At 36.3% G+C, this 19972-nt stretch carries 15 protein-coding genes; 2 read left to right on the top strand and 13 right to left on the bottom strand.

Annotation, left to right across the window (positions count from 1 at the left end; translation table 11 throughout):
* Positions 1-15: 15 nt before the first annotated feature.
* Positions 16-1200 carry a DUF4861 family protein gene (locus OXQ85_RS10250; protein ID WP_267404174.1) on the top strand — a complete coding sequence of 395 codons (1185 nt, stop codon included), beginning with the start codon at positions 16-18 and terminating at the stop codon, positions 1198-1200.
* 13 nt (positions 1201-1213) lie between these two features.
* Positions 1214-2233: a pectate lyase gene (gene pelA / locus OXQ85_RS10245; RefSeq protein WP_267404173.1), complete on the top strand. Its 1020-nt coding sequence runs from the start codon at positions 1214-1216 to the stop codon at positions 2231-2233.
* Positions 2234-2598: 365 nt separating this feature from the next.
* Here pelA and OXQ85_RS10240 read toward each other — a convergent pair whose 3' ends face one another.
* From OXQ85_RS10240 to OXQ85_RS10180, 13 genes are all read right to left on the bottom strand, one after another.
* A complete protein-coding gene (locus tag OXQ85_RS10240) occupies positions 2599-3708 on the bottom strand; it encodes a pectate lyase-like adhesive domain-containing protein (protein ID WP_267404172.1) in 1110 nt (369 codons plus the stop codon).
* 297 nt (positions 3709-4005) lie between these two features.
* Complete coding sequence (locus tag OXQ85_RS10235; RefSeq protein WP_267404171.1) at positions 4006-6477, bottom strand: glycoside hydrolase family 95 protein; 2472 nt, start codon at positions 6475-6477, stop codon at positions 4006-4008.
* 31 nt (positions 6478-6508) lie between these two features.
* On the bottom strand, positions 6509-7414 hold the full coding sequence (locus OXQ85_RS10230) for an alpha/beta hydrolase (protein ID WP_267404170.1): 906 nt from the start codon (positions 7412-7414) through the stop codon (positions 6509-6511).
* A 204-nt stretch (positions 7415-7618) separates the two neighbouring features.
* Positions 7619-8518, bottom strand: a complete 900-nt coding sequence (locus OXQ85_RS10225) for an alpha/beta hydrolase (RefSeq protein WP_267404169.1) — start codon at positions 8516-8518, stop codon at positions 7619-7621.
* Between the two features lie 61 nt (positions 8519-8579).
* Complete coding sequence (locus OXQ85_RS10220; protein ID WP_267404167.1) at positions 8580-8921, bottom strand: cupin domain-containing protein; 342 nt, start codon at positions 8919-8921, stop codon at positions 8580-8582.
* 187 nt (positions 8922-9108) lie between these two features.
* Positions 9109-9846: a rhamnogalacturonan acetylesterase gene (locus OXQ85_RS10215; RefSeq protein ID WP_267404165.1), complete on the bottom strand. Its 738-nt coding sequence runs from the start codon at positions 9844-9846 to the stop codon at positions 9109-9111.
* A gap of 257 nt (positions 9847-10103) precedes the next feature.
* The gene (locus OXQ85_RS10210; RefSeq protein WP_267404163.1) at positions 10104-11075 is read right to left on the bottom strand and encodes a pectinesterase family protein; all 972 of its coding nucleotides are present in this window, start codon (positions 11073-11075) and stop codon (positions 10104-10106) included.
* A gap of 180 nt (positions 11076-11255) precedes the next feature.
* Positions 11256-12164, bottom strand: a complete 909-nt coding sequence (locus tag OXQ85_RS10205) for an alpha/beta hydrolase fold domain-containing protein (RefSeq protein WP_267404161.1) — start codon at positions 12162-12164, stop codon at positions 11256-11258.
* Between the two features lie 147 nt (positions 12165-12311).
* On the bottom strand, positions 12312-13979 hold the full coding sequence (locus tag OXQ85_RS10200) for a glycoside hydrolase family 28 protein (protein WP_267404159.1): 1668 nt from the start codon (positions 13977-13979) through the stop codon (positions 12312-12314).
* Positions 13980-14249: 270 nt separating this feature from the next.
* On the bottom strand, positions 14250-15893 hold the full coding sequence (locus OXQ85_RS10195) for a glycoside hydrolase 43 family protein (RefSeq protein ID WP_267404157.1): 1644 nt from the start codon (positions 15891-15893) through the stop codon (positions 14250-14252).
* 235 nt (positions 15894-16128) lie between these two features.
* Complete coding sequence (locus tag OXQ85_RS10190) at positions 16129-17388, bottom strand: glycoside hydrolase family 88 protein (RefSeq protein ID WP_267404155.1); 1260 nt, start codon at positions 17386-17388, stop codon at positions 16129-16131.
* Positions 17389-17471: 83 nt separating this feature from the next.
* Positions 17472-18884, bottom strand: coding sequence for a pectate lyase (locus tag OXQ85_RS10185; RefSeq protein WP_267404153.1), 1413 nt, complete (start codon positions 18882-18884; stop codon positions 17472-17474).
* 42 nt (positions 18885-18926) lie between these two features.
* Positions 18927-19949 carry a pectinesterase family protein gene (locus OXQ85_RS10180; protein WP_267404151.1) on the bottom strand — a complete coding sequence of 341 codons (1023 nt, stop codon included), beginning with the start codon at positions 19947-19949 and terminating at the stop codon, positions 18927-18929.
* Positions 19950-19972: the final 23 nt, after the last annotated feature.

Here is a 19972-nt window from a genome sequence, read left to right as displayed (position 1 = left end):
CAACTGAATTAAATTATGTTTATAGTTAAAAATAGGATAACTGGGTTGATGTGTGCAATCGGTTGCATTGCTTCCGCTTCTTTGTACGCTCAAAAAACAATTCAGGTTACCAACCCGTCTGATTTTCCTAGAAATGAAGTGGTTTCAATTCCCCTTTCGGATTTGAGAGCTTTTTTAAAGAAAACGAAAGAAACAGACCTTAGAATAAAAGATGGAAATAATAAATTCATCACCATTCAATGGATTGATTATAATGGAGATAAGAAAAATGATGAATTGCTTTTTCAAGTCAATATAGAAGCAAAAGCGACCAATACGTACACTTTGGTTTCAGATCCTAAGACTCCGGTTCCGGAAAGTAAAATCACCACGTATTCCCGATTAGTTCCTGAAAGAGTAGACGATTATGCTTGGGAAAATGATAAAGTAGCTTTTAGAGTATATGGCCCAAAGGGGCAGGAAGAGGCGCTGGCGGGTGTGAAAGGAAGTACACTTTCGAGCGGTGTTGATATTTGGTTTAAAAGAACAGATCAGCCCGTAATTAATAAATGGTACAAAGGATATCTTACAGACCCTATGTATTATCACAAAGATACACGCGGTGAAGGTTACGATCCTTATCCGGTGGGAGACAGCCGTGGAACGGGAGAAATAGGAATTTGGTATCAAGATAAACTAGAGGTTTCCAGAAACTTTATTTCTTCTAAAACGATTGCTGAAGGGCCTTTAAGAACTGTTTTCGAATTGACATATAAAGGTTTCAGTACTTTTGATGTAAAGGAAACAAAAAGAATTTCTCTGGATTTAGGATCTAATTTTTCTAAATTTGAATCTAATTTTAAAAGTGAATTAGGCGCTCCGAATTATACCATCGGAATTTCATTACATAAAAATGAAGGTGAAACAAAACTGAATGACAGAGCTGGATATTATCTTCATTGGGAAAAAATTGATGATGCGTATGTAGGCGAAGGTATTGTGGTAAACCCGAATATTGTTCAAAAATCGTTTGCGAACAGAACGGAAGTTCCCGATCAAAGCAATTTGTTGGTGGTTACGACACCTCAACCTAAGTTAACGTATTATGCGGGATTTGCCTGGGAAAAAAGCGGACAGATAAAAACGAAAGACGATTGGGAAAATATGCTGCAGAAACAGGCTAAAATTGTTGCCAATCCTTTGGTGATTGAACTTAAATAATTTAAAACTAAGAATGAATTTAAAAATCTGCATATTAGCTTTAAGCTTAATGACTTCGAGTTTTTCGGCTCAGGTAAAAGATACTTTGGCGGAAAAAATCTTGTTGTATCAGCTTCCCATTGGTGGTTGGGGAAAACAATTGGAAGATAAATCTGTGGTAAATTATAATTTGCCGATTGATAAAACGCTTTTAAAAAAGATAAAATCAACAGGAAACGATCACGCTACAATTGATAATAATGCCACTTCAAGAGAAATTAATGCTTTAATTAAAGCATATTCCACCACAAAAAATCCTGAATATCTGAAATCTGCGGAAAAAGGAATCGCTTATCTTTTGTTGATGCAATATAAAAACGGTGGTTTTCCGCAATATTATCCGAATACGGGATTGTACAGAAAGCAGGTGACTTATAACGACAATGCGATGATTAATGCTTTAACGGTTTTATACAACGCTGCTGAAGGGAAAAATGATTTTGATGTTATTGATCTAAAACTAAAAGAAAAATCAAAAGTTGCCGTACAGAAAGGTATTGAATGTATTTTGAAAACTCAGGTTTTACAAAAAGGAAATCCTACAATTTGGGCAGATCAGTATAACGAAATTACCCTTCAACCTGACAAAGCAAGAGCTTTTGAACCGATTTCTTTAGCCACCGGAGAATCTGTAGGAATTGTAAGATTTTTAATGTTACAGCCTTTGAATCCAACAATCGAAAAGTCGATTAACGCGGCATTAGAATGGTTTAAACAAAATAAAATTGAAGGTTATAGTTACAACGTTTCAAAAGTAGATGGAAAAGCGGTAAGAACATTAGCGGAAGATAAAAACTCGGTTATTTGGGCAAGATTTTATGACATAAATACCAATAAACCTCTTTTCGGAGATCGCGATGGAAGCGTGAAATACAATTATTACGATGTTTCTGAAGAAAGACGAAACGGCTACAGCTGGTACGGTGATTTCGCTGAAAAACTGATTGCCAAAGAATATCCGAAATGGCAGGAGAAGAATAAGATTGGTAAATAGTGTTTGAGGTTCTAGAGTTGGAGAGCTGTAGAGTAATAGAGTAATAGAGTAATAGAGTAATAGAGTTTTGAAAAAAATAATACAGTCTATATAGTCTTTTATAAGTGAAACGGCTTTGTGAAACTTACAGAATTAATTTTCAATAAAAACTTAGGGGACTTGGTGTTCAAAATTTAAGATTTGTAATACTATGCTTAGATCTCTACGGGGATGACAAATTGTATGGATATAAACTTAATGGTTTCTAACTCCTGTACTTGACCCTAAAAAATCTAAACTAAATTAAAAGACCTTTTCAAAAGCATAAAAAAACGACTGAGATTTCCTCAGTCGTTTTTTTGATCAATAAATAGTATTTAAATTCTTTAGAAAGAATCACACACATTGCCTGTTAATGTAGCTCCAGCATTGGCTGTAACATCAGATTTTACAGAAGATAAAGAAAGGGTTCCGATAGAATAAGGCGGCGTAAATGCCGTTCCGCTTCCCACTTTATTTCCGGTAGTGTTGGTAAATGTATTGTTAGAAGTTACCGTTACTGCGGTGTAACCGCTCATTAAATTGATCGGTTCTTTCACGTTTTCAAAGACGTTTCCATCAACAAGAATGTTCGCTTGAACGCCTGCTGCAATACATTTGTTGCTTACAGTACTGTTGAAATAACTGTTCAGAATATGAATTTTTCCAAATCTCACTCTCGGCATACGTTCTCTACATCCCGGAGCCCACCAGCAACGAACAAAAGTGACGTTAAGTTTTCCTGCATCGGCTGTTGCACCATCACTCGAACCGATTAGATTTGAGAATCTGTGATCGTCCGTTCCTCCTGAACCCCCTGCTTTTGGAGCTTTTAGGTAATGGAATTTCGTGTAAGAAACTGTAATAAAATCAGATTTATTTTTAATATCAAAATTTCCGTCTACGCCATCTCTGAATTCACAGTGATCGATCCAAACATTTCTACAATCATCCAAAATAGCATTGTCCCAACCATCGGTATCATACGCTCCCGGGCCTTCAAAGATCAGGTTTCTGATGATGATATTGTTACATCTTTTAATGTTGATAATTCCTGAACCGTCTTTTGTCTGGTCTGTTGAAACCAATTTAGCACCGCTTGCTCCATAAATCGTTTTTCCGGTTTGATCCTGAAATGATAAACGTGTTGTTATGGTAATGGTTCCGGTAACTTTTATCACTTTCACGGCTGTATTTTCAATCGCCGCTTTTAGCTGAGCATAGGTGGAAACCGTAGTTTCTGCTGCAGTTCCGCCACCGGTTGTACCTCCATTTTGAGAAGCCCATCCCGGAGCCACACAATCTGCCAATGGAATAATTTTACCTGCAATAGAAGTTTTTGATCCCGGTTCAGAAGCGGTTTTATCTGTGTTGATTTCTTCCTGACCGCACCCGATCAAAGCAAAAGTAGAACTTAGAGCTACCGTAAGAAAGGCAGCTTTAAATGTTGTCTTCATAGTTTATATTTTGTGATTTGTTCGGGTGTAAAATTATAAAGTTAATATTAAATTAATTTATATTTTAATATATTAATATTTATATAATTTTAATGTTAAATATTTTATTTATTCAATCGGTTACATATTATATTATGTGTAAAATAATATTTCTTTTATATTTTAATGAAATTTGAATCAATTTATTAATTGAGAATTTTAACCAATAAAAATCCCACAGATTTCAAAAATTCACAGAAAAAATCTGATGAAATATGAAATCTGCGGGAAACAGATTTTTTGAATATTTAATTCAATTTATTTTACATCAAAAGTATATGTTTTACCTGCTTTTGTATCGATATCAAAAAGCTGAGTTTCAGGAACAGCATATCCTTTCAATTCCGCCTTTTCTGAAATTAAAGGTGTCTTAATTGCATTGACCTGATAATATTCGTTCGGGTTTTCACCACTCGCTTCCGTAAGTTTAGATCTGAATTGAAGATCCTTTGCCACACGTATTCTCGCATTGCCGCCCAATGCCGATTTTATGGTTAATCTCTTGAGTTTAGAATCTTTCCAGTCGATATCAATTTCAAAACCGCCTCTCGCTTTTAATCCTTTAACAGAACCGTTAGGTAAAGCATCCGGAAGTGCCGGTAAAATATAAAGATCGCCGTCATAACTCTGAAGCAGCATTTCTGCAATTCCCGAAGTGCAGCCAAAATTTCCATCGATCTGGAATGGCGGATGCGCGTCTAACAAATTAGGATAGGTTCCTCCCGATTGCCCTTTTGTTTCCATTGGAGCTGGAGTTAGTTGATCTGAAATTAATTTATAAGCACGGTTTCCATCAAGCAGTCTTGCCCACCAGTTCACTTTCCAACCCATCGACCAACCTGTAGATTTGTCACCTCTGTAAATCATGGAGTTTTTTGCAGCTTCCGCTAAATCAGGGTTTCTGAACGGTGAAATTTGTCCTGAAGGAAACAAACCGTATAAATGTGAGATATGTCTGTGTTTGTCATCCGTTCTGTCCATATCAGTCAGCCATTCCTGCAGCTGGGCATGTTGCCCGATTTGCATTGGCGGAAGTTTATCCAAAGCTATTTTCACTTCATCTGAAAGATCCTGATCTTCATTAATTAGCCTTGAAGCATGAATGAAATTGTTGAAAACATCAAAAACCAGCTGATTATCCATTGTGGTTCCTGCAGTAATTCCAACCCCTTTCATATAGGTGTTTTCCGGCGACATAGAAGGAGAAACTACGAGATATTTTCCCGAAGGATCAGGTTGAAGCGTGTCTAAATAAAATAAGGCGCAACCTTTTAAGGCTTCGTAGTTTTTCTTTAAAAATTCTAAATCTCCGGTGTATAAATAGTGATTCCAGATATGCTGAGTCAGCCATGCGCCGCCCATAGGCCACATTCCGTAGAAACCGCCGTCTACAATTCCTGTAATTCTCCACAAATCAGTATTGTGGTGCATATTCCAGCCTCGTGCGTGGTACATTTCTTTGGCAGATTCCTGCCCGGTTACCGATAGATCCTGAATCATATCAAACAAAGGCTCATGCATTTCGCTGAGATTGGTATTTTCCGCAGGCCAGTAATTCATTTCAGTGTTGATATTCACCGTGTATTTACTATCCCAAGCAGGATCCAGTTGATAATTCCAGATTCCTTGTAAATTTGCAGGCTGTGTTCCTTGCTGTGAAGACGAAATCAACAAATAACGTCCAAACTGAAAATATAAAGCCACCAAATCCGGATCGCTTGCAGTTGCAAACTCCTGAATTCTGACATCTGTTGTTTTCTTCGTCTGATCCGTTGTCCCTAAATCCAGATTCACACGCTTGAAATATTGTTGATATTTTTCAACATGCGCTTTTAATTCTTCATTAAAACTTTTCTTCAACGCACTGTTTAAATATTCCGTAACTCTCGTATGAGGATTTCCCGAAAGATCATCATATTTTTTGAAATTTGTCGCGGTAGAAACATACAAAATAACTTCATTGGCTCCGGAAATCGTGATTTTACCTTTTGATGAGGTTACTTTTCCGCCTTTCAAAACAGGAACTGCTACGGTTTTAAATTTAACCCTGCCAATTTTATTATCCACAGAACCACTAGTTCCGTTAATAATCAGCTGATTACTTTGTGTGAAAACCGATTGTACTTTGTGTGGAGTCGTGGCACTGATCGAAAAATTTAGATTTCCTCTCTTGCTGGAAGTTAGCCTGATCACCACTACATTATCGGCAAAAGATGTAAAGATCTCGCGTTTGTAAGTCGCCCCTTTTACTTTGTAGGAAACGGTGCTTACCGCATTTTCAATATCTAAAGTTCTCTGATAATGACTGAAATTTTCATGACCTTTAAAATCAATAAACAGATCGCCCATCGTCTGATATGGCATCCCGTAATTCAGATCTTTGGTTGCTTTTCTTGGGTACGTTCTGTTGGAAACATTTTGTGCTTCCTGAAACTGACCGTCATTTAATAATTTTCTGATTTTCTGAATACTGTCAAAGGTATTTTTCGGAACGTTATTTCCTGGTTCACCCGCCCATATCGTTTCTTCATTCAGCTGAAGATGTTCCTGAGCAGCACCACCAAAAACCATGGCGCCTAAACGACCGTTTCCGATGGGTAAGGCTTCATTCCAGTTTTGTGCCGGTTTGTCGTAAGTAAGTTTTAAATTTTTCTGAGCCTGAACGGTAACGGAAATCATGGTTCCGCAGGCGATTAATAAAATTTTATGTTGAAGAATGCTTTTAAACATGATCAAATTAAATTTATAAAGTCTTAAAAAATTATTTATTAATAATCGTTTTCAACCAATCTGTGCAAATTTCTTTCCAATTGTCTGTTAATTCAGATTTATTAGAAATTCCGATGTTGTGTTCGCCTTCAGGAAAAATAAATAATGCGCCTTTTACTTTATGTTTTATCATGGCTTCGTAATACAGAATACTGTTGATAACGGGAACAGCAGGGTCATTCTGAGCATGAAATAAAATGGTTGGCGGTGTTTTTTCATTCACCTTATTCTGCATAGAATATTCTTTTATTTTTTCCGGAGAAGCATCTTCGCCCAATAAATTCACGCGGCTCCCTTTATGCGCAAATTCACCAAGGTCGATCACCGGGGAAACAAGAACTGCAAAATTAGGAATTGTTGAGATGGTAGACAAATCGCCTTTCAATTCTGTATAATCTGTAGAAATATTGCTTGCCATTGCAGCTAAATGTCCGCCCGCGGAAGTTCCTAAAACGCCTATCTGCTCAGGTGAGATACCGTATTGAGCTGCATTTTTTCTGATTAATTTAATAGCTGCCTGAATATCTTGCAAAGGTGCGATCTCTCTTTGTTTCAGATCTGGAGAAGTTGGTAGTCTGTAATTTAAAACGAACGCGGAAATTCCTAATGTGTTCAGCCATTTTGCATAGGAATAACCGCCTAAATCATAAGTTAAATGATGATAACCGCCGCCGGGAATAATGATAATCGCCATCGATTTTCTCTCTTCTTTTGCCGGTAAAAACACAAACAGTTCAGCTTCCTGAATCTGAGTGATTCTGCCTTCCTTTTCTTCATTAATATTTAATTTTAAACCTTTGGAATTGGGCATTTCGCCTTTTGGCCAAACGATAATTTTTTGTTGCGCGGATAATTGTGCGCCAAAAAAAATGATGAAAACTAAAAAAATACTTTTCATTACTGTTATTTTATGATTTGTTGGAAAATCGCAAAGACACAAAGTTTTTAATTTTATATTGTTTTTAAGGCGCAAGAAAATCAAAAATTTTCAGCAAAGTGTTGTGTAATAAATTTTATCGAAGATAAAATCCTTGTGCCTTGAAGAATATTTAAGAATTCAAAAAATCTTTGCGTCTTTTTATAAACCAACATAATTTGTGAATTACTTATTACTTATTGTTTCAAGCCAGTTGGCACACAGTTTTTTCCAGTTTTCGCTCAATGCATCTTTATCAGTTACAAAAAAGCGATGACCTCCTTTCGGAAAAATAAATAGAGATCCTTTTACCTTATGCTGAGTCATTGCTTTGAAATACAAAATACTGTTCATCGGAGGAACTGCCGTATCATCCTGATTATGAAATAAAATGGTGGGCGGCGTTTTTTCTCTCACCCGATTCTGCATCGAATATTCCTTGATTTTTTCTGCTGAAGCGTTTTCTCCAAGTAAACTTTCGCGGCTTCCTTTATGAGCATATTCACCAAAATCGATAACCGGACAAAACAAAACGGCAAAATTCGGAATCGTGGAGATACTTTCCCAATCACCTTTTAACTGAGTATAATCAGTCGTAATATTGCTTACGCTTGTCGCTAAATGTCCGCCTGCTGAAGTTCCAACAACGCCTACCAAATCTGGTGAAATGTTCCATTGAGCAGCATTTTTTCTGATGTATTTTATCGAAGCCTGAATATCCTGCAACGGCGCGATCTCTCTTTGAATTAAATCGGCTGATGTCGGTAATCTGTAATTTAAAACAAAAGCGGAAATTCCCAGTGTATTCATCCATTTTGCAATCTGAAAAGCGCCTTCATCGTAGGTTAATTTTGAATAACCACCACCAGGAATAATAATCACCGACATTTGCTTTCTTTCTTTTACAGGTGGAAGAAACGCAAAAAGTTCGGGTTCTTTTAATACTTCAAGTTCTTTTTTCTTTTTAGTTTTTAAGGCTAAAATTTTAGAATTTGGCATCTCACCTTTTGGCCAGAAAAACATCTTTTCCTGTGCAGAAAACTGAGTCAAAAACAGAATGATGAAAAGAAAAATTATTTTTTTCATTGGTGCTGAAATTATAAACCTCACAGGTTTCAAAAACCTATGAGGTTTGATTTTTTATAAATTAATCTTTTAAAAAATCTTCTCGGAAAGGAGTGAAAGCATCAATCAATTGTCCTGCTTCCAGACATTTTACTCCGTGAAAAATATTTGGCTGGGCGAAGAAGCCGTCACCTTTTTGTAATATTTGGGTTTCGCCATCAACAGTTACTTCAAATTTTCCTTCTGCAACATAAGTAATTTGTGAATGAAAATGCTGATGCAAAACTCCGATCGCATCTTTTTCAAATTTTACAATGACCATCATTACCTGAGAATTGTAGCCCACAAACTGTCTCGAAACACCGTCGCCTAAATCTTCCCATTCAGAATTGCCATCGAAAAAGGGTTCTTTTTTGAAATTCATTTTTTATGTTTTTGAATTTTAAACTTTATCAATTTCACTTTGTCATGCTGAAAGCATCTAAACGCTAAAAAGTAAGTATAGATCCTTTCAGGATGACAAAAAACTGTTAATTATTTCTCGCAAATTTTGCAGATTACGCAGATTTTTTTAGTGTTCACCTGAGAAAATCTGCGTAATCCGTGGAAGGTTATTTAATATATTTCTCCAAACCAGTTTTCAGGCTTTTCAAATCTTTAACAGCCAATTTTGCAACAGATTCAGCGCCTAATCTCGATAGATGCGTGTCGTCTGATTTATCTTTCGTATAATAAGGATTTTCTCCTGCCTTAAAGTGAAGATGTAACAGCTTCGATTTTTCAGGACCTGCAGCAATTTCCAGTTGCTCGGTTAATAATTGCATATCAACAAAAGGAACTTTCATATCGTTTGCAACCATTCTTACCACCAAAGGATATTCTTTGTGAGTATCGATTAAAACACCGTTTTCATTGAAATTTCGTCTCGTAATAGAGGTCATCAGAATAGGTGTTGCTCCTTTAGCTCTCGCTTCATTTACATATCTTTCCAGATTCGCTCTGTATTGAGTGTAAGGATTGGTAAATTTTGTAGAATCTTTCAATTTCTGATCGTTATGTCCAAACTGGATAATAACAAAATCTCCTTTTTTCAGTTGTTTTTCCACTTTATCCCATCTTCCTTCTGTTCTGAAACTTTTTGAGCTTCTTCCATTCATCGCATGATTCTGAATTTCAATTCCGTTGGTCATGTATTGTCCTAAAACCTGTCCCCAACCGTGTTCCGGGTTTTTATCCGGATTTTCCTTATTCGCCATCGTGGAATCACCGATTAAAAATAAAGTTGGTTTCTGTTGAGCAAATAAGAATGTTGCTAGACAAATGTATAATGCTAAAAGTATTTTTTTCATTTTAAATAAATTTTTAATTAATATTCTTTTGTCTTAAAACAAAAGAATCAAAAGTTGAAGACTTGGAAATTTCCGCTAAAAATTATTTCTGTTCTCTAAAAATTCTAAAACTCGCGCGAATTCAGGATTTGTCCTTTGATTTAACATTTGTGTCACGCTCAAACAGTAGAATTTTCTTAACGTTCACGGAACTAATTTTCTTGACGCTTCATTTTCCTATGTCGATTTAGTTATAATTACTCATTATTGATTACTTATTACTCATGTTGAGGGTTCCAATCATTAAAAATCTTCTCTAATGTGTAATTTTTTAAATCTTTTTTCGTCAGTTGATGAGACCAATTGATTCGTTTTGAAACATTTCCGCCATCGCCTTTGCTTCCGAATTCTGCGTAATAAGCAGTTTTTTCTTTATCGGGGAACATTTTGTCGCCTTTCCACGGATTCCAGCCTTCGGGAAGAATATGTTTTCCCATTTCGGTGTTGATGAAAACTGTCTTAGCATACGGTCGCCACGGTCTTCCTAAATAGACTTTGGTAATGCCTTCTTTGGCAATTAATTTACAGTCGAAAAAGACAAAACCGTATGGTTTATCTGCTTCTGTTGCCGCTGCGGTGATGTAAGAATCGGCTAAACTTTTAATGATACAATTTTTAAAAACTACTTTTGCCTGTCCGAAAATGAAATCTGTCGTTCCTTCGATATAACAGTTTTCAAAATATTGTCTGCTGTGGTTGGTTGCAGAATAAATCGTGTCTTGACAACCTAAAATATTCGAGTTTTTAATCACAAAACGGTCACCTTCCACATGGAGAGAAACCGCCTGTCCTTCATTGCACGAAGAATTTTTAATGGTCAGATTACTGATTTTAATATCATCGCCCATCACCAATAAAGTGTAGGAATTAAACGTCGTCATCTTTTCATTAAACGAATCCAATTTCCCCGAAAAATCATTGTTGGTAATGATCGTATTGTCTTTATTTTCGCCTTCTAAAGTGATTTTATGTTTTGAAGAACCGATGACAACTTTTTCATTATACGTTCCGGATTTAATGAAAACCAACGCTTCCGCTGGACCTAAATCTCTGATTGAATTAATCGCCTTCTGAATCGATGTAAAATCTCCGCTACCGTCTTTGGCTACAGTAATTTTAATATAAGGATCATTTCCGGCAAAGAGAAATTGAGCCATCGAAATGAGAAGAATTAAAAATAATTTTTTCATAGGTTGAATTATTTTTTTTGACGCAAAGATTTTTATAAAGCCTCATGATTTTTAGGGAGCAAAGGCAAATAAAATTTGCTTCGCGAAGCTATGACGATAACTTCATCAAATCAACTTGTTGATTCATCTTTGCTCCTTTAAGTTTAACATATTTACTAATAAACTTTGCGTTTAAAATTATTATTTCAAAACTTTATTTAAAAAATCAACAGTTAAATTCAATGTTTCTGTAAACCAGGGTTCTGCTGACCAGAATGAATGCGGGGAATCTTTGATTTCATGAAACTCAGTCGGAATATTATAACTCTTTAATTTTTTCATCATATCGTCTCTTCCTGCATGAAAGCGAGGCTGTGAACTGTTGATGAAAAGGGTAGGAGGCGTATTTTTATCCACATATTCCAGCGGTGAAGCTTCTTTCCAGTTTTTTAGATTATTCTCTCTATCGCCTCCAAGCCAATACGCAGCGTAGGTGCTTTCCTCGGCTTCAGGATGAATAAATGAAACGATTCCGTCTACATTTACAATGGCCTGAATTTTATTCTTTTTCTTCACGCCTACTAAAGTTGCCATTTGCGCTCCCGCAGACTCGCCCAAAACCACCATTTTCTTTTTATTTAAAGAATATTTTCCGTAGTTTTTCTTTAACCAATCAATTCCGGTTTCAATATCTTCAACGCCGGCAGGATATTTAGCTACATCAGCCAATCGATAACCAATTGCAATCACCACATAACCTCTTGAAGCCAATTCCATCGCCATGAATTTTTCATTTTCTTTGCTTCCGGAAATCCATCCACCACCGTGAACCATCGCAATTCCCGGATATTTTTTGGATTGGTCTGAAGGATAATAAATATCAGCTTTTAAAGAAAGTCCGTTGACATTTTTATATTCCACATCTTGATCGATTTTGATATTTTGTGGAACAGGTCTTTCAATAGAAGTGAGAAAAGGATATTTTTTCTTGAATTTTTCAAACGTACCTTCGGTGGTGTAAGGAGTAGCATTCGGTCGATTTACCTGTCCGAATGCCATTGTCCCCACAAAAAAAATAGAAATATAAGTATGTTTTCTGTTAAAAATCATGTTGTCAAATTTTTAAATTTTGAACCATTAAGAATATTGAAGGAGTTAAGTTTTACTAAGAAAATCATTCTGATTTTATCTTAAAGTAGGATTACTTAATTGTTCTTAACAACTTAATTTATCTTAATGGTTTAAATAATTGATACACTATTTAACCGCATTTTTCGCTACATCCGTCCCAATAGAAAGTAAATTTTTATCAGACGTTACTTCTTTCGGTAACAAAACGGTTCCTGTTTTGCTGCCTAAAACCTTCACAACTGGTTTATTGACAGATTCAAATTTCACTGTGGAAAGGTTGATGTTTTTACTGTTATAAATTGTTGCTCCCGTTCCCTGAGAATATTTCAGTTTTACATTTTTCAATTGAATTCCGTCTGCATCTACGATTGTTAAAGCTTTTCTTGTATCAAACTGAGAATCTTCAATGACAATATTTTTAAGATTCATTTCTGCTAAACCGAACAACGTAATCGCTTCATCTGAATTCACCGCATTGATGTTTTTAAAGAAAATATTTCTGAAAATCGGAGTTTCTTCCGTTACGGGATAAATCTTTTCAGGTGTTTTATTGCCTTCCTGTTTCTGTCCGTCTTCCAACACCGGAGAAGCACCCTCGTAGAACATATTGAAACCAATCGTCTGTGTAGGAATATTAATCATATCAATATTCTTGATGTAAATATTTTCAACAATTCCTCCTCTTCCACGCGTTGTTTTGAAACGAAGACCGATATCGGTTCCGATAAAAGTACAGTCGGAAATGTGGATATTTCTTGCGCCGCCTGACATTTCACTTCCGATCACGAAACCTCCGTGACCGTGGTATACAACATTGTTTTTAATGATCACATTTTCCGTAGGCATTCCTCTTTTTCTTCCGTCCTGATCTTTCCCTGATTTAATACAAATGGCATCATCTCCAACATCAAACGTATTATCGTAGATCAAAACATTTTTACAAGATTCTAAATCTACACCATCACCGTTTTGAGAAAACCAAGGGTTTCTAACGGTAAGATTTCTTAAAATCACGTTTGAACACATTAAAGGGTGAAGATTCCAAGCCGGAGAATTCTGGAAAGTTGGGCCGTCTAACAAAACTTTGTCGCAACCCACCAAACTTACCATAACCGGACGAAGGAAATCTTTAACCGTATTTAATTCATCTTTAGAAATTTTATCCGGAACATTGAAGCTTGAGCTGCTTTCAAATCCTTTTTTATAGCTTTCTGAAGGATACCAGTTTTTACCGTCGGAAGATAAAATTCCGCCGGATTTTACGATATTTTTCCATTCAGATTCCGAAACTTTACTTTTTTTGATCGCTCTCCATGCATCACCGCTTCCGTCGATGACCCCTTTTCCTGTGATGGCAATATTGGTTGCATTTTTTGCAGAAATCGGAGACTGGCAGCGAGTGGTATTTAATCCTTCAAAGCTCACATCCACCAAAGGATAATCTGCTTTATCTCTACTGAAAATGATAAAAGCACCTTCTTCTACATGAAGATTGATATTGCTTTTTAATTCGATAGGTCCTGTTAACCACATTCCGCGAGGAACGACTAATTTTCCACCTCCTTTTTTGCTTAAATCTTCAATCGCTTTTTTGAAAGCTTCTGTATTTTTTACATTTCCGCCTGCAATACCGCCATACTGGGTGATAGAAACGGTATTGGCTGCAAATGAAGTTTCTGCCACCTGAGGCATTTTAAACTCAATGTTTTTATAAATATCAAGGTTCTGAGCATAGATTTGCCCTGAAAACATCATTGCTGCTACTAAACCGATCACTTTAAGAGACTTCTTCATTTTATTATTTTTTGAGTTTTAATTCATTTTTTATTGCGCTTTGCCGTTGCCTATGAAGCATTTGTTTGTGACTGGTATGCAGACAACAGCAAAACGACGAATAAAAATGAAACTATATTGTAAAGTTTTTTGTTCTTAGATTTTTTAATCTAATATTTATTTTTTGCTCGCAGATTAGGCAGATTGCGCAGATTTTTTTGTTATTTAATTCGATAAAAAATTATACAGGATCATCTGCGTTATCTGCTCAATCTGCGAGCGCTTTAAATCTTAATTTTTCGTTATTCTAAACCAATCAAAATCGGCATATCCGCCGCGCGCCGCTTTGGTGGTGCTTATGCTGTATAAACCGACTTTAGCACCAATCCATTTTCCTGGCGTCGACTGGAAAACGTCACCTACTTTTGTGAAGCTTTTTCCGTTTTCACTGTAGCTGAACTGGCATAAACCATTGGGTTCATTTACATTCACTTTTAAATAAGCTTCGTTTCCTTTTAATTTGGTTTCAAACAAAATCTTCTCTTCGCCGCCTTTATCTGCTTTTTCGGCTCTTCTTAACTGAAGATAAAACCCGTCCGGCTTATTGGTGATTACAATTGATTCATGATTTAATCCCATCACTAAAAGTCCTGCGGTTTTTCCTTCTTTAGCATCTTCGGGAGTTAATTTAACTTTTGTAGATGCTGCAAAATTCGGAGCCGGGAATTTTTGGGTTAATAAATTCGGGACATTCCACAGATTTTTTTCACCCTCAGGAACTTTTATCGAGAATAATCTTAAAAATTTCTGTCCCGGAAGTTTAGAAGACCACACTATATTTTCGTTCGCGCTCCATTGCCATTGTAACCCTAATTTTTCTCCATCAAATTCGTCTGTTTCAGGAGGTGTAACGACAGGGTAGGTTTTCCCAACGTTTGGTTTTTTATAGGTTAAAACCGGTTCTCCGATTCCGTTTTTATTATTGTCAATTCCGATAACCGGCCAGTCTTTTTCCCATTTCATCGGTTGAAGGTGAACAATTCTTCCACCTGCATCCACATCCTGAAAATGATAGAACCAATCTTCACCCGAAGGCGTGTCTACCCAAGCTCCCTGATGAGGTCCGTTGATTTTTGTTGAACCTTGCTCTAACACAATTTTTTCCTCGTAAGGACCATAAATATTTTTAGACCTTAAGACCAATTGCCAGCCTGTAGCCACGCCGCCAGCAGGAGCAAAAATGTAATAATAGCCGTTTCTTTTATACATTTTAGGACCTTCAACCGTTGGATGTGCATCGTGACCATCGAAAACATGAACGCCTTTATCTAAAACTTTCGTTCCTTCAGGATTCATTTTATTTAAAGTTAAAATACTTTTCACTCCGGCACGGCTTCCCGCCCAACCATGAACTAAATAAGCATTTCCGTCTTCATCCCAAAACGGACAGGAATCAATCAAGCCTTTTCCTTCCATCACCAAAACGGGTTTTTCCCAAGCTCCCAACAGATCTTTGGTCTTCACCATATAAATTCCATAATCGGGATCACCCCAATAAATGTAGAATTCTCCTTTGTGGAAACGGATGGCAGGCGCCCAAACGCCGTCGCCTCTTTTGGGCGTTGAAAAATGTTCGCTCGGAAGGACATCCGGAAGGGCATAATTCACCAACTTCCAGTTAACCATATCTTTTGAATGAAGAATCGGCAGTCCCGGAGCTTCATTAAAACTCGAAGCGGTCATATAATAATCTTCACCCACACGAATGGCATCCGGATCGGAATAATCTGCATAAAGGATCGGATTTTTATAATTCTTTCCCTGATTGGCAGTCCAGACTTCGGAAACGTAGTTTTTTTCCTGAGCATTCAAATAATTTGACGCAATTGAAAAAACAGTTACTGAAAGTATATTTAAAATGTTTTTTGTTTTCATAAATCAGATTTTAGATCTGGTTTAGTTTTAACGCAAAGTGCGCAAAGTTTTTTTGTAAATAATGCTGATGATTTTTTCGTTCGCAAAGGCGTTTCACTCAGCAAAGGCTAATTGTTTAAAATTTTTTACCATTAAGGTTTTATTAAGGAGTTTAGTATAATTAAGTTGAGCTTTGCTTTAAGCAATGAGCTTAATAGAATCTTAACTTCTTAGCTCTTCTTAATGGTTTAAAACATTACTTTTCAAATTCCAAACTTGCCAGAATAAATGGGCCTGTTCCTTTTCCGTCATTGGAACGGATTTCTTCATTTACATAATATTCGTAAGAACCGTCTCTATAAGGTTTTCCGCCTAATCCGGCAACGGCACAGCATTTATTTAAGTTTACGACTCCGTTTTCATCAACGGTGATTAAGTTTTTAATGATTCCGTCGTACCCTTTTTTAGCCGCCGCTTTGTATGATTTTGGCAGATAACCTTCATTCACCGATTTGATGATGGTGTAAACGAACATAGAGGATGCTGTAGCTTCTTCATAATTACCTTTTTCCAAAGGCTTATCCATTATCTGATACCAAAGTCCTGATTTTTTATCCTGAACTTTAATCACGGCATCAGCGTAAGATTTTATATAAGAAATTAATTTTGCTCTTCCTGGATGGTCTTTTGGTAAATAATCTAAAACGTCTACCAGCGCCATTCCGTACCAGCCCATTGCTCTTCCCCAGAAATTAGGTGAAAGCCCGGTTTCCTTGTTCGCCCAAGCCTGTTCTTTGCTTTCATCCCAGCCGTGATACAGCAATCCAGTTTTTTTATCCAGCATATTTTTCTGAACAGATTCAAACTGGAAAACAATATCATCATACGCTTTCTGAGCGTCTGCTCCTTTTACGAAATCTTTTGTATAGTGTGTGTAGAAAGGCATTCCCATATATAATCCGTCTAACCAAACTTGGTAAGGATAGATTTTTTTATGCCAGAAAGAACCTTCATTGGTTCTTGGCTGCCCATCGATTTGCAGACGTAATGTTTGAAGTGCCTTTAAATATTTCTCTTTTTTCTCTTTTTCATAAAGATAAAGTAAAACATTTCCACTGTTCAGCATGTCGATATTGTACTTATCAAGGTCGTAAGTAAGGATGGTACCGTCTTCTTTAATTAAATCTTTACCGAAATCGCTGATATAATTATAATATTCTTTTTTACCTGTTTTTGCATATAATTTTTCGGCGCCATCCAAAACAATTGCTGATGGATACGTCCATTTTGGGCTTTTGCTGAAATCCAGCATCCAGGCTTGTGGAAATCTCTGCATTTCGGAAAGCATCATTCTTTCAGACCATTTAAGATTGATCGGAACAACTTTTCCTGATTTTGATGTTTCAGTAGCCGGTTTTGCAGCGGTTGCTGTTTTTGTCTGAGCACAAGCCAAGAACATTCCTGAACCTAAGATGGCAACAGCATATGCTTTTATTTTATAATTAATGAAATTCATTTGTTTTAATTTTAAAGTTGTTTGTTTTATCTAAAATTGTTCAAGTTAAATATGATATAACCGATTCTCAAGTGTTTTCATTGTTATTGTTTTTCGGTTATCTTTTTAACAATATCATTAAAATAGACTTCAATATTATCGTAGTTTTTATTTAAATCTCTTCCGTTGGCATTGGCAACTTTTGGATTTAAACCATTATTTATTTCCCATTCATCGGGCATTCCGTCGTTGTCTGAATCGGGTAGAGGTGTGCCTTGTTTCAAATCTGGGAATCCGCCAACATCTTTCTGAGAATCAATGATTCCGTTGGTACTTCCTTTTGAACCATTATATGTGAAACTTCCTTTTTTTACATCTTTTAATACATGTAAATCGATTGCATCTCTCGTCAAACTTGCTCCTCCAATCTCCAAAATTTTGGCATAAGCCAGTTTAGGACTATCTGTCTTTACATTATCCTGAATATCGTGAGGTTGGTTGATTTTTATTTCGTTTTTATCTTTATCCGTCAAATTATAAGAAGGTTTCATCTGTGCAAAAACTCCCTGTGTCCAGTTGTCTTTTGAGATTTCAGAATTTCCTTCAATTATATTTCCGTTGATGTAATATTTTCCCCAGATATTATAAACTTCGGTTTCCGGCTTTTCGTTTTTATCGATGGCAACAATTCTTTGTCTGGTCATCGTTGCTGGTCCTGGTTTGTAGTAATTGTTAACGATATTCACATTCATCCCCTCACCACCGTAGACATTATTGTGCCCCCAATTATAGATCACATTATTTCGGAAATCGGTAAGATCGGTCAGTGCAAATTTACTTCCTGCGTACTCTCCCAATCTTGGATTTCTGCTGTCGTGGTGCGCGTAGATATTATGATGAAAAGATGCGAATTTTCCGCCTGCAATTCCTCCATATCCGTGAGCGCCTTTCTGATGGGCAGAGTTTCTTAGACTTTCTGCAATGACACACCATTGAAGTGTAGTATTTTCGTTAACATAAATGGAAACGGTCTCGTCTGTAGACCAACTCATCGAACAATGATCAACGATTAAATTTTTAATGAATCTTGCGCCCAATGCATCTCCTTCATAATTTTTCTGATCGCCCATTCTGAAACGCATATAACGAATAATTACATTATCTGCGCCTACGAAAGTTTCGTAATTGGCTATAGTAATTCCGTCTCCGGGAGCGGTTTGTCCGGCAATGGTTACGTCGCCTTCTTTTATCTTTAAAGGAGACTCCAGATAAATTGTTCCTCCTGTTTTAAATGCGATATATCTCGGACCTTTTTGGTCTAAAGCATATCTTAAAGTTCCTTCTGAACCATCATCTGATAATTTAGTCACAAAATAAACCTTTCCGCCACGACCGCCTGTTGTGTATCTTCCGAAACCTTCAGCACCCGGAAAACTTAACACCTGTTGAGCGTTAATCTGTGTGGAAATACCGCATAAAATTCCTATCGTGAAGAGCTTTGTGAAGTGTTTTTTCATGATTGAAAATTTTTTGGTGTTGTTGAGATTTAGATTAAAAATTTATTTCAAACTTTTCAATGGATTCCAATTGTCTTTTCCTTTAAGAATATTGTTTATGGTGTATTTTTTTCTTTCTTCCTTTGTTAACTGATGTGACCATGAAACTCTTTTGGCAGCATTCGCTCCTAAACCTTTTGAATTAGACTCTCCGTAAAAAGTTGTTTTTTCTGCATCGGGTTTGCTCCAGTTGTGCCAGCCTTCAGGTTTTATGGTTGAGTTGATTTCACAATCGATATAAACGGTCTTTGCAAAAGGTCTCCAAGGTCGTCCTAAATAGACTGAATTTTCTTTGGCATCGCCGATAATTTTAGAGTTGATAAAAATAAATCCGAATTCGTTTTCCTGTGGAGTAGAAGCGGCAGTCACATAGCTTGCTGTTTCTTTAGAATAAATCGTACAGTTTTCAAAAACGGCAGTTCCGGCTCCGAAAATATAATCTGTTGTACCTTCGATGTAGCAGTTTTTAAAATAATTTCTTGAAGATCTTGTTTTATCGGGTGAATCCTGAACGCCTTTTAAATATAAAGTATCTTGATTTCCTAAAAATCGGCAGTTTTCAAAAGCTATTCTGTCACCTGTCGTTAAAGCAGCAACAGCTTGTCCGACTCTTCCTGAACTGTTTTCAAACGAAATATTTTTCGCTGTAAAATCATTTGAATAAATAAAAATCGTGGAAGAACCTGTTGTTCCGATATCTTTTCCTTCAGCATTCTTTTTTGAAGCAAAATCATCAAATGTGATGATGGTATTTTGAGAATTTTCGCCTTCTAATAAAATAGCTCCTTTGCTTTCAGGAACGGTAATTTTTTCTTTGTAAGTTCCAGATTTAATTAAAATTTTTGTTCTTGTTGAAGAACCATTTTCAACGGCATCGATGGCTTGCTGTACTGTGGTAAAGTTGCCTTTTCCGTCTTTTGAAACCACGATCGTTTTATCAGCAGTTTTAAAAGAAAGAAGACTTAACAAGATGATCGAAAAGATTGAAAGTGACGTTAAATTTTTAATAAAAGTGGAAGTTTTCATTGAAAAATTTTTTAGTTAAAATA

The sequence above is a fragment of the Chryseobacterium sp. GM_Chr_2 genome (assembly GCF_026540445.1).
Classification (GTDB): domain Bacteria; phylum Bacteroidota; class Bacteroidia; order Flavobacteriales; family Weeksellaceae; genus Chryseobacterium.
Note: the sequence above shows the minus strand (reverse complement) of the source record. Positions and strands in the feature narration are given on the sequence as shown.